This is a genomic window from Arachnia propionica (genome assembly GCF_003932785.1).
GTDB classification, from domain to species: domain Bacteria; phylum Actinomycetota; class Actinomycetes; order Propionibacteriales; family Propionibacteriaceae; genus Arachnia; species Arachnia propionica_B.
In genome coordinates this window covers 265616-276661 of sequence record NZ_RQYT01000001.1, presented here as the reverse complement: position 1 = coordinate 276661, position 11046 = coordinate 265616, and the positions used below count along the sequence as shown (strand labels likewise).

Below are 11046 nucleotides of genomic sequence, written 5' to 3'. Positions count from 1 at the left end.
GCACGAGCCTTCACCGCGGGATCAATCTTCTTCGGCATGATGCCAACCTTCCCACCCCAGAAAGGACCGGCACGAAACCTGGGGCGCTTCAAAGTGCCAGGCCGTGCCTCGTTCCTGAAGGCTGGACCTGACCCATCTGGGGTGCCTGAGTAGCACGTTTGGCAACTCCGCCCCCAAGACGAAAACCCTGGTCAACCGCCTGAACCGTGGGGTCTACGCGGTCTCCCGACGGCCCGAAAGCACCGCTCCGAGGGATGATCGTGGCCCTGTTGTGAGGACTGTCGAGACGGCTCAAACTCTTCTCACCGCCGCCGAGGTGGACGCGCTCGTCGGGGACTACCTGGCCGGGATGAGCGTGAAGTCTCTCGCCGAGACCTACGGCATCCACCGCGCCACGGTGTGCACGCACCTCCGCCGGCGCAACGTGCCGACCCGCCTGCCGGGGCTGGGTCTGGACGAGAAGGCGGAGGCGGTGCGGCTGGCCCGAGCGGGTGTCTCGATGCGGGCGATCGGGCGCCGGCTGGGAGTGGACCGCAAGGCTGTGCGTGCAGCGCTGGTCGAGGCTGGACTCATCGTGGATGGCGCTGATGCCTCGTAGCGCTGTTCCGGGTCGGTGGTCGCGGAGAGTTTCGCCGGACATCGTCGCTCTCGACGTGTCTCGGCCCACAGACCGAAACAGGCGGCTAGCGTTCGGCATGAACGACTGCTCTCGCCAGTTCGCCGAGGGCGTGGATCGCCGGACGGAGCACGAGAGCGGGGCTGGGTATGGCTTACGAGCAGCTACCGATAGTCGAGGTCGACCTCGATCGGCTCCTTCTTGACCTGGAGAACTACCGCATACCGACGCGCCGCGACGACGAAGCTGGTGCGCTGAAGTACTTGTTTGCGTCGGAGGACGTCCTCGGAGCGGCGCGACTGATCCTCCGTGACGGTTACTTCGACAACGAAGTCCCGATTGTGACGTCGGCATCGGACTCCGGGAGTGGTTCCCCATACACCGTGTTGGAAGGCAACCGCCGAGTCAGCGCGCTCAAGGCGCTTCGGGACCCGACGATCGTGCCCGGCCATGAGGCAGAGATTCGAGCCCTGCTGAAGCGGTACGCAGTGGAGGCGGGGAGTCTGCCGGAACGGATTCGTGTGATCGTCGCTCCCGACCGGGCGACAGCGGCGCCTCACGTGGCGAGGTTGCATACCGGCATGTCGAAGAGGCGCTGGAGCCGTGATCAGCAGGCCACCTTTTACTATTCGCTCATCGACGAGCAGACCACGGTTGACGATGTGAAGGCGCAGTACCCGGACGTCGAGGTTGCCAGGTTCATGAGGATGGCCGTGATGCGGCGCTTCCTAAGTGCAGCACCGTTTACTGATCACACTCTCCGTGAGTATGCTCAAAGCGACGCCTTGAAGATGTCAGCCTTCGAATATGCCTACCGAAACAAGGAGATTGCCTCTGCGATCGGCGTGGAGTTCGATAAGGATGGCATGCTCCTGCCGCGGGCATCGACGCCCGAAAAGATTGCTGTGAAGTTGACGAAAGAGAAGCTCAGCGCTTTGGAGTATCTCGTCGGCGAGTTTCGTGCCGGCCATCTCAACACTCGCTCGCCAGAGTTCAAGAAGAGCAAGCAGGAATATCAGTCCCTGGTGAATCGCCTCAACGGCGTCTCGACTCCTACTTCGCCACAACCAGCGCCGCCCGATCTTCCCGCGCAACCAACGCCATCAGGACCATCCCAAGGCGGTCCGTCCAGTGTGTCCGGCGGGCCCGGCAGTGGTCGGGGTGGAACCGGTCCGACTCCACCTGGCTCACCTGGTGGCACCGGCAGCCGTGGGCCCAACCATCCAGACACGAAGGACACGCTTGACCTGTCGGGGCTTGACTACGAGAACGCGCCACTGAATCTCAAGCTGCGATACTTCGAGCTGCGCAGGATCAGCCTCACGAATCTCCCAATCGCGGCCGCGATCCTCATGCGCTCAGTATTGGAGGCGACCATCAAGGTCCATTTCGAGGGCGACCCAACCCCCGCCACCGGCCAGTTGAGCGATGCATTCAAGCATGTCGTGCAGGCCTACGGTCAAGAGAAGTCTCTCAAGTCGACCATTGCCACTATTCAGTCGGGTAACGCTCACAAGCACGGGTCGATCCAGTGGTTCAACCTCATCGCGCACAGCGCCGATGCTTCCGTTAGCGCGGACGACCTTCGGCAGGCGTGGAAGCTTGTGAACCCGCTGCTCAGGCGCTTGTTGCGTCGGATCTCACAGGCGTCAACTGCAACGCCTTGATCGCCCGTGCGACCGACGGGGAGGCCACCAACAGCTCTTCGGCCTGCCCCGGGTACCTGGCGGAGTAGGTGAGCTCCAGTCGGCACTGGAACTGATCCTTGTACAGTTTTTCGATCAGTGGGGCCGTGTCATAGGTCACCAGCCAGTGCGCCTCTTCGACTGAGTTGACGATCGCCGAGAGGGCCTTGTGATCCCGTCCGTCGAAGGCGTTTAGGTAGAGTTGCGAGCCCGCCTGCACATAGGGCGGGTCGATATACATGAACGATCGCTCATCGTGAGAGTACTGCTGAATTACTGTCCTGCCATCGAGGTCAGAGACCGTGATGCGATCTGCCAGCTCGCCGATTGCGGTCAACCGCTCAACGAGGGTTTGCCGGTTGAACCGGGCATCAATCTTGTACTTCCCTTCCTGACGCTGCCCGCCGATAACGCCTGCGTTCAGAATCCCTGAACGATTTGTTCGGTTGAGGAAGAAGAAAGCGAATCCCAAGCGCAGCATATCGCTCTCCTCTCGGGAGCGGTATATCTCTCGTTGTCTCTGCCACTCGTCAATGGTCAGCGGCGTTGACCCGACCAGCTCTACAAAGCTCGCATTGTGGGCAACGACAGACTTCCAAAAGGCATGGACGGCTGGATCGATGTCATTGATAACTAAGTGCCGGACGATGCCCTCACGAAGTAGCGCGATCCCTGCGCCTGCGCCCCCGGCGTAAGGCTCAATGTAGCGGGCATCTGTGATGCCAAGAACCTCGATGATGTCAGCGAAGAAGCCAGCAAGCGCAGCTTTTCCGCCTGGGTATCGAAGCGGGGAGAGTGTGCCGTAACGGCGTGACCCAACGACACGCAGGCTGTCATTCACTGGAGTCTTTCCCTCACTCGATGTGCAGTCACTCGGCAGCGAGTAGAACAGAAGCGCGCGTCACCTCGGCCGAGAAAGGGGTCGCCGCAGTGCTCACAATCTCGCCATGCGTCGCGACGACGAAGGCGCTCGCGACGCAGAGCACGGTCCAACTCTGTTAGGCCCGCGTCAGTCAGATCGCCCAGACTCTTCATGTTACGAATAGTACTCGTTACGCGACGAGCTGCCAGTTGCAACGCGGACAGTTCGTCAGGTGTGGATCTTCGGCGGCACGGCTTTCGCGCTCAGAGCGGAGGGAGCGCCGAGCTTCGTTGCCGCGAGACGCTCGGTGCGCACCTTCTCGGTAGGAAAGCTGAGAGGAAGCGAAGATGGCTGGCTTGACCGCCCTTGCAGGTGACGAGCGGGCTGCGCGGATGGTGTTGTCCCTTGTTGTTGAGCCGAATGATCCAGTGACGGGTCGTCTTCTTGCTCGGCTTGGAGCGGTGGAGATGCTTTGGCTTGCCGAGCACGACAGCGCTGTGGTGGGCCTCAGCTCTGTGGACGCGCAGGTCTGGCGGGGCCACTTCGACGTCGCTGCGGTGAAGGATGTCGCCTCCCGTCTGGACCAGGTTCAGCGGTCAGGGGTTCGGGCACTCGTCCCCGGTGACGCTGACTGGCCTGCTGCACTTGATGATCTGGGCGTGAGAGCCCCGTACGTGTTGTGGGCTCGTGGTGCGTCGTCATTTCTCGCTCGCGCGGTGCAGGACTTCATCACGATCACGGGGGCACGCGCTTCCACTTCTTACGGCGACCATATTGCCCGCGAACTCGCCGCTTCGATGGCTGCGGACGAACGGGTGGTCGTCGCCGGTGGCGCGTATGGGATCGACGGTGCCGCGCACCAGTCGGCGCTCGCCGCAGGTGGGAACACGATCGCGATCCTCGCTAACGGAGTTGACCGCCCCTATCCTGCTGGCTACCGCGACCTACTCGAACGCGCGGCCGATGTCGGGCTTCTTATCAGCGAGGTGCCGCCCGGTGCAGTTCCGACCAGGAATCGGTTCATCGCTCGCGCGCGGGAGATGGCGGCGTGCTCGTCCGCGACGGTCGTCGTCGAGGCAGGAAGCCGGTCGGGCTCCCTGGTGGTGGCGCGCAACGCTTTCGAGTTGGGTCGGGGCGTGGGGGCCGTACCAGGCCCGGTGACGAGTGCCGCGAGCATCGGGCCGCATCGTCTGCTTCGGGATGGCACCGCATCGCTGGTCGCCGACACGTCTGATCTTGCTGGTTGAGGTGGAGCATGCGGGCGGTGACCTTGCCCGAGCTTGAGGGATCGTCGACGAGCCGGTCCGGGTCTCCATTGACGCCGGTCGGCGTGCCCGAAGTGGTGGTGTTGCAGTCGGCGGGTGATCCGCTGGTCGTCGCCGTCGGCAGGTTCGCGGTTCCGTTCTGATCTGGCAGGGCCAAATGCCCTCGACATTCAAGGCTGGCAAACCTACAACGGCGGCGGCAGGCACAACCTCGCATCCATCTCCGGAGGCCACTACGAACTCCTGCACGTCACCGTCAAGGCAGGTGACGACGGCATGGCGATTAAACCGAGGTCTCTGTGATCCTCAGGCACCGGAATTGCCTTGCACCTAGGATGCGTGTCATGAGAGAGACGGTCGCGCTCTGGGCGCCAGACATCGAGCCGCCCGACGATTGGCTTGTGCCCGCGATCCTCTACCAGGACAAGATCGCGACGTTTGCGCCCGAACCCTACTTGGACGACCGCGACGGTCGGGTTTCGCGTCGTATCAAGCACCTTCTGGGCGATCTGTACGAGCCGGTGAGCCTGCCGGCCACATTCGCGAACGGTGACTACATCGAGCACGAGCTTCGAGCCCGAGTCTCAGGCTGGATCGCTACCGCGCGGCGAATAGATCCGAAGAGAGATAGCTACATCGGTCGATGGGCTGATCGGGCCGAAGGCTTTGATCGACGCCGACGGAATGTGCTCGGACAACTCGCTGAGGTGGGGAATATAATTCGGGAGGCGCAAAGACGAGAGGCTCGCCTCGCGGAAGCTCTGAAGCAGCTCCAGGCCGACAGGCGCCTAAAGGAAGAACGCTTGGAGTCGATGAAGGCGGCGGCTCGTCCAAGCATCAAGGCAGCGAAGCTAGCTCGACGGGAAGAAATCGACCCGCTCGTCAAACAAGTGCGCATTCTGTGGCAGCAGCGCAGGGATCTGGACCGCGCATCCCAGGACTACCGTGACGTTTGCCGAACTCTCGACGAACTTCGTGCTCAGATCGACGCAACGAAGCAGAGCAAAGATTATCCGGGCGCGTCTGAGATTCGGGACCTCGAGGAACAGATACGGGGCATTGTTTCCGAGGTGAACGCTGCGGCGACTGAGCTGAATGCGCTGCGTGGCACAACTGAGCGATTGCGTAGGCGACGTGAACGACAGCAACGTTGGATTGCCCGCCCATGGGAGAGCGACCAAGAGTTCAACACCGGACACCTCTGGAACCTGCCTCCGGGGCTCGACACGATTGCCGTCGGCAAGATTTACGGCCGGGCGTTCGATTTCCTCGCGTCATCCGCGGGGATGTGGGTGGCCGGGCGAGGCGATAGGCCGTATGCTGGAACTCTTGTCGGTCCGAAGTTTGTGGTCGATGACATCATGTTGACCGTCGCGGCGCACGTTGCATCGGATCGCGATGATTGCGTCCTAATGCTGAGCGAACAGAGGAGGCGGGCGCTTAGCGCGCCAACCGATCCCCTTGCCGCAGCGGCGGCGGTGACTTGGCTGTTGCCAGTCCCTCAAACATCTGATCTTTTGGCGGTCCGCTTATTCCGGGATCAGCACGCCGACGAGCTTAAGTCGCTGCGGAGGTACATCCAAACGCCTCTGTCGTCGGCCGTGACAGTTGAAGACTTGCAGGACGCGATTCGAGACATCCAAGTCTCGTGCCAGAGTGCGGCGAGGGAAATCTCGCGTGCGCTGGAGCTCAATCGCCGCGTCGGCCTGGCGTACGTCCGGGGGGCAGTCGTGAGCGAAGTTGGCGCGAGTGTTCGGGATACCGCCGTGGCGGCAGGTCTCGGCGCCATTCCCGCACTGCATGCGGCAATGGATGTCGGGGACCCGCTCGCTGGGGCACCAGCTGGTCTCATGATGACCGGGGCGGCTCTGACAGCTATGACAGCCATCAACTCCGTCCGTGCGTGGTCAGCACGAAGGCGCGTGCCTTCGCCATTCCTGTATACGTACGAGGCATTGCGCGCGTCTGAACGGTGGCGCGCATAGGGGGCGACACTGAGAGGGCCGCTACGCGGACCGTGCTGTAGCCCACCAGGCTCGACAAGCACACCTTTGCGGCATGCACTACTCCAGTCGCCAGCATGTTCGCTACCTCGTCCCACGGGCGGCTTGGCGGCCTGCGATGAATGTGTTCCCCGGCTTCGACGGACTCAGCGGCATCGGAGGCCTCCGCGTCGTGGCCGGTGCTCTCCTGGCATTCGTCCTGATCGTCGCCGTCCTTCTGCTCATCGTCTCCGCGATTACATGGGCCATCGCCGCGGTGCACGGCAACTACGCCCCTGCCAGCAAGGGCGGAGTCGGCGTCCTGGTTGCTGTCGGCGCTGCCGTCCTTGCCGGTGGAGCGGCTGGTTGAACGGTTCTACGAGACGGTTCAGATCGACCCGGAGACCCGGCAGGCGCTGTCGGGGATGTTGCATGCGAGGTTCGATCAGATGATGGCCGAGGGTGCGGGGGAGTTGGCTGATCTGGCTGCCCGCCGGACCCGTCTGGAGGACGAGCAGCGCAAACTGTTGCAGGCCCACTACGCGGGTGCGGTCCCGTTGGGGTTGTTGAAGCGGGAGCAGGACCGGATCACCGGGTCGTTGGAGACCATCGAGTACCGGCTGGCCGCGCATCACGGGCATTATGCGGATGCGCGGGCGAACCTGGACGACTCGTTGCTGCTGCTGGCTCATGTGGGTGACATCTATGCCCGTGCCGATGATGCGAACCGTCGGTTGTGTAATCAGGCGTTATTCAAGGCGATCTACATCGACGAGGACAACGACGTCCGGGTCGGGTATCGGAGTCCCTACGACGGGCTCGCCAACACCGATCTACAGGCCGACGCCCTGACCTGGGCCGCCCGAGCGCGAAATCAGGGCCATGACGGAACCCCGACCAAGGGTGGTCCCTTGGTCGAAAATTCACACCTGACCCATCTGGGGTGAGTAACGGGACTCGAACCCGCGACATCCTGGACCACAACCAGGTGCTCTACCAGCTGAGCTATACCCACCGTGCGTCGCCAGAGGCGACTGGGAAACGATAGCGTATCCGACCTCGCAGCATGAAATCGACCTGTCGTGGTAGGTTGCCGGCATGGATCTGCTCGACGTCGGCGCGGTGGAACTCGCCCGCAGCCTGACCCCCGGTCGGGTGGCCGACCACCTGCTCCGCGTGCTTGCCCGCATCGAGGAGCGCGACGAGGCGTTGAACGCCTTCTCGGCCCTCAACCCTGCGGCCCTCGACGACGCCCGTTCCCTCGACCTCCTGCCCCGCGTCGTCGCCGACCGGCTGCCGCTGTACGGGGTTCCCGTGGCCGTCAAGGAGGAGATCGACGTCGCCGGCATGGTCACGACCTTCGGCGGGCGCGGCAACTCCAACCCGGCCGCTGCTGATTCGGAGGTCGTGGCCCGGCTGCGCGCCGCCGGGGCCGTCATCGTCGGCAAGACGCACATGCCCGAGTTCGGGCAGACCCCCTTCACGACGGGGGAGTGGGGCTGCACCCGCAACCCCCATGACCCCACCCGCTCCCCGGGTGGCTCCTCCGGGGGATCCGCCGCAGCCGTCGCCTCCCGGATGGTGCCCCTGGCGCTGGGCGGCGACGCCGGGGGTTCCGTCCGCATCCCCGCCGCCTGGACCGGGATCGTCGGATTGAAGCCCACCCGCGGCCGCGTCAGCACCGCCCCGCAGCCCCATCTCTGGCACGACCTCGGCACCTACGGTCCGCTCGCCCGCACCGTCGAGGATGTCGCGACGGCGCTCAGGGTCCTTGCATCGACCGCAGTGCGGCGGGAGAGCCCACCCACTCTCACCATCGGCTGGACCCTCGCCTCCCCGATGCCGGGACTTCGTCCCTCCACGGACATCGCCGCGGCCGTCGCGCATGCCGCTCGCCGACTCGAGGATTCGGGTCACACGGTGCAGCACGGCTCCCTGCGCTGGCTGAACCCGGTGCTGCCGTTCCTCGTGCAGTACCACTGCGCAGTCCGCGACGAGGTGGCTGCACTCGAGCATCCCGACCGCGGGGAACGACGCTCCCGGCGGGTAGCAGCCCTGGGGCGTCTCATTCCCCAGGTGGTGTTCGACTGGTCCAGGCGTAGCATCCGTCGACTCGAGGCGGCGGTGGACAAGGCGTTCAGCGCCTTCGACGTGCTGCTCACCCCCGTCACGCCGACGCCGCCCCACCGGATCCGCAGGATCCATGACATGGGGTATCTCCGCGCCCACCTGATCTCGTCCCCGGTGATCGCCTACACCTCGTACTGGAACCTGGCCGGGCTCCCCGCCGTCGCCGTGCCGGTCGGCAGGACGACGACGGGGCTGCCGCTGGCCGTTCAGGTCATCGGCCCCCGAGGGGACGACGACCTGGTGCTGGACGTGGCCGAACTGCTCGGCTGAGTTCCGTCACAACTCCGCGCCGAGTGCCACCGCCAGGCTCCTCGCCCGCGCGGCCTCCTCCTTGCGGGACTGCCGCTCCAGCGAACGAACCAGAATGGTGTGGGCGTAGCTGTTCGTCGGGTTGGACTCGATGAGCTCGCGGGCCAGCACCTCTGCCCTCGGCAGGTAGGCGGCCTTGAAGTTCGCCAGCGCGAGCAACTCCTTGGTCTCCTCGATCTCGCTGGGCCGGTGCTCGGTCTCCAGGATGGCCTGGAGCTCGACGATGGCCTCACGGAACCGCCGACGCTCGATGTGGTTCCTCGCGGTCACCAGACGCTCGTATCCCATCATGGGCCTCCTTCTCTCGTGTCGGCTAGCACAACGTGCGAGAGAAGAGGTTTATTCCTCAACGACAGGTTGCTCGGGCAGGGGGTCGTGACGAGGGTCGTCACAGTGCGTTGACAGCCGGTTGTGCATCGCGGGCCGTCGACCCCCAGGCCCCTGATTCGCCTGCCTTACAACGGTTTCACCTGTCCTGGGTCGGAAACGCCTGCCTCGTTCCACTTCGCCTGTCTTGTAGGACAGGCGAGCCGCCGAAAAGGCAGGCGAGCCCGGCTCAAGGCAGGCGAACCCGGGTCAAGAGGGCGCGCGGAGAGGGGGTCACCGGGGTGACAACAGTGGATGCACCTATCCGCGTACCCTCTCAGTTTGAAGCCCGGTGATGGAGCCGCGGTGCTTCGCCGCCATGACCTTCGCCTGCGCCGTCGTCGGTCCGGGAGCGGGCACGAACATGGCCTCCCGGTAGTAGCGCATCTCCTCGATCGACTCCTGGATGTCGGCCAGCGCCCGGTGGTTGCCCTGCTTCGCGGGGGCCTGGAACAGCACCCTCGGGTACCAGCGTCGCGCCAGCTCCTTGAACGACGAGACGTCGACGTTGCGGTAGTGGACCCACGCCTCCAGCTCCGGCATGTCTCGGGCCAGGAAGGCGCGATCGGTGCCGATCGTGTTGCCCGCCAACGGCGCCTTGCGGGCCACGGGAACGTATTCGCGGATGTAGTCCAGTGCCAGCTTCGACGCCTCCTCAAGCGTCGTGCCGGAGGCCAGATCGTCGAGCAACCCCGACGCGGTGTGCATCTCGCGGACGAAGTCGCTCATCCCCGCCAAGGCGTCGTCGGAGGGTTTGATGAGCACGTCCACGCCCTCGCCCAACACGTTGAGCTCGGCGTCGGTGACGAGCACCGCCACCTCGATGAGCGCGTCCTTCGTCAGGTCCAGCCCTGTCATCTCGCAGTCGATCCACACCAGTTCATCACTCACAGCCCAAGCCTATGGGCAACCGGGGTGGGGATGATGGCGCGACGTCCTGCAGACCCCGAGCTTGTCGTGATCGGCTCGGGGCGGTCGCGCGAGTCGTCGCGAGCCATCGCCTGTGCGTAGAATCATCGCTGTCGGGGGTTGTGTCAGGCCTCCGAGCCCCAGTAGCTCAGTGGATAGAGCAACAGCCTTCTAATCTGTCGTGCGCAGGTTCGAGTCCTGCCTGGGGCGCCAGGAGGCTTCAGGCCGGACCCCGGGCCGCATCCCGGATCGCCAGGTGCCGCCCCTGCGGGCCGAGGGTGAAGCCATGCGCGACGAGGGTCGGTGCCACCACCTCGTCGATGAGCGAACCAGCAGTCGGATCGGTGCCGGACCCTCCCGGGGGCTGGTCACAGCCGCCGCCCGGCAACCCACAGTTGACCAGTACCCCTCGCCGACCCGGGGGAGCGGCGGAGTGGGGCTCCTGCAGGAACAGGTATCCCTGAGCGGGTAGGACCACCTGTTCCAGTTCCGGGTGCTCGTACCCCGTGATCGAGCCCAGGCAGTACGAACAGCAGAAGAAGTCCACCAGGGCCACCACCCCGCGACGGCGCAACTCCGCGAAGGCCCCGTCCAACCGGTACCGCTGCAGGTCCGCGGCGGCCGTGGCCAACTGCTGGCGGCGGAAGCTGAGCAGGTGGGCCGCGAGGTCGCGGTCGGCGTGCGCGCCCAGCCGACTCGCCCACGAACCGATCCCAATGCACGTGGCCAGGGCCTCGACCTCCGTGTGGCCGGAGACGATCCAGCCCCAGGCCAGCCGGACCCCGTCCAGCACCTCGTCGACCTCCGGGGCGTCCAGCCGTCCCCGCCACGACGGGGGCAGCGTCAGCCCCGGCGGCAGTGGCGTGACCTGGCTCATGGGGTCACGTTAGCGAACCGGGGTTGGTGAACCCCGTCGCCGTTG

General features: G+C 64.8%; 12 protein-coding genes and 2 tRNA genes. 9 read left to right on the top strand and 5 right to left on the bottom strand.

What is annotated here, in order from left to right; all coding sequences use genetic code 11:
• The first annotated feature begins 271 nt into the window (after nucleotides 1-271).
• Both EII35_RS01280 and EII35_RS01275 read left to right on the top strand, forming a co-directional pair.
• Nucleotides 272-598 (top strand): helix-turn-helix domain-containing protein, encoded by a 327-nt coding sequence (locus EII35_RS01280; protein ID WP_185744092.1) that lies wholly within the window; start codon nucleotides 272-274, stop codon nucleotides 596-598.
• A 167-nt stretch (nucleotides 599-765) separates the two neighbouring features.
• Entirely contained in the window at nucleotides 766-2283 is a 1518-nt protein-coding gene (locus tag EII35_RS01275) for a hypothetical protein (protein ID WP_125226638.1), read from the top strand.
• On the opposite strand, the gene EII35_RS01270 is transcribed toward EII35_RS01275, so the two are convergent.
• Nucleotides 2234-3142, bottom strand: coding sequence for a DNA adenine methylase (locus EII35_RS01270; RefSeq protein ID WP_125226637.1), 909 nt, complete (start codon nucleotides 3140-3142; stop codon nucleotides 2234-2236). The genes EII35_RS01275 and EII35_RS01270 overlap by 50 nt on opposite strands.
• A gap of 368 nt (nucleotides 3143-3510) precedes the next feature.
• Between EII35_RS01270 and EII35_RS01265 the strand changes: the two genes are divergently transcribed.
• The 5 genes from EII35_RS01265 (at nucleotide 3511) to EII35_RS01240 (ending at nucleotide 7357) form a co-directional block, all read left to right on the top strand.
• Nucleotides 3511-4410 (top strand): DNA-processing protein DprA, encoded by a 900-nt coding sequence (locus EII35_RS01265; protein WP_125226636.1) that lies wholly within the window; start codon nucleotides 3511-3513, stop codon nucleotides 4408-4410.
• A gap of 114 nt (nucleotides 4411-4524) precedes the next feature.
• Nucleotides 4525-4731, top strand: a complete 207-nt coding sequence (locus EII35_RS01255; RefSeq protein ID WP_125226635.1) for a hypothetical protein — start codon at nucleotides 4525-4527, stop codon at nucleotides 4729-4731.
• Nucleotides 4732-4772: 41 nt separating this feature from the next.
• Nucleotides 4773-6413, top strand: a complete 1641-nt coding sequence (locus EII35_RS01250; RefSeq protein ID WP_125226634.1) for an AAA family ATPase — start codon at nucleotides 4773-4775, stop codon at nucleotides 6411-6413.
• A 73-nt stretch (nucleotides 6414-6486) separates the two neighbouring features.
• On the top strand, nucleotides 6487-6780 hold the full coding sequence (locus EII35_RS01245; RefSeq protein ID WP_260464969.1) for a DUF6112 family protein: 294 nt from the start codon (nucleotides 6487-6489) through the stop codon (nucleotides 6778-6780).
• The gene (locus tag EII35_RS01240) at nucleotides 6764-7357 is read left to right on the top strand and encodes a hypothetical protein (RefSeq protein WP_260464968.1); all 594 of its coding nucleotides are present in this window, start codon (nucleotides 6764-6766) and stop codon (nucleotides 7355-7357) included. Before EII35_RS01245 ends, EII35_RS01240 begins: the two co-directional genes overlap by 17 nt.
• Here the strand turns inward: EII35_RS01240 and EII35_RS01235 are convergent.
• Nucleotides 7350-7425, bottom strand: a tRNA-His gene (locus EII35_RS01235). The two genes, EII35_RS01240 and EII35_RS01235, sit on opposite strands and share 8 nt — an antisense overlap.
• Nucleotides 7426-7508: 83 nt before the next feature.
• Between EII35_RS01235 and EII35_RS01230 the strand changes: the two genes are divergently transcribed.
• Nucleotides 7509-8810: an amidase family protein gene (locus tag EII35_RS01230; protein WP_125226633.1), complete on the top strand. Its 1302-nt coding sequence runs from the start codon at nucleotides 7509-7511 to the stop codon at nucleotides 8808-8810.
• Nucleotides 8811-8816: 6 nt separating this feature from the next.
• On the opposite strand, the gene EII35_RS01225 is transcribed toward EII35_RS01230, so the two are convergent.
• Both EII35_RS01225 and orn read right to left on the bottom strand, forming a co-directional pair.
• Complete coding sequence (locus EII35_RS01225) at nucleotides 8817-9140, bottom strand: hypothetical protein (protein ID WP_125226632.1); 324 nt, start codon at nucleotides 9138-9140, stop codon at nucleotides 8817-8819.
• A 336-nt stretch (nucleotides 9141-9476) separates the two neighbouring features.
• Complete coding sequence (gene orn / locus EII35_RS01220) at nucleotides 9477-10106, bottom strand: oligoribonuclease (RefSeq protein WP_125226631.1); 630 nt, start codon at nucleotides 10104-10106, stop codon at nucleotides 9477-9479.
• Nucleotides 10107-10261: 155 nt separating this feature from the next.
• On the opposite strand from orn, the gene EII35_RS01215 reads away from it, so the two are divergent.
• A tRNA-Arg gene (locus EII35_RS01215) sits at nucleotides 10262-10337 on the top strand.
• 7 nt (nucleotides 10338-10344) lie between these two features.
• On the opposite strand, the gene EII35_RS01210 is transcribed toward EII35_RS01215, so the two are convergent.
• Nucleotides 10345-11001, bottom strand: coding sequence for a hypothetical protein (locus tag EII35_RS01210; RefSeq protein ID WP_125226630.1), 657 nt, complete (start codon nucleotides 10999-11001; stop codon nucleotides 10345-10347).
• Between the last annotated feature and the right edge of the window lie 45 nt (nucleotides 11002-11046).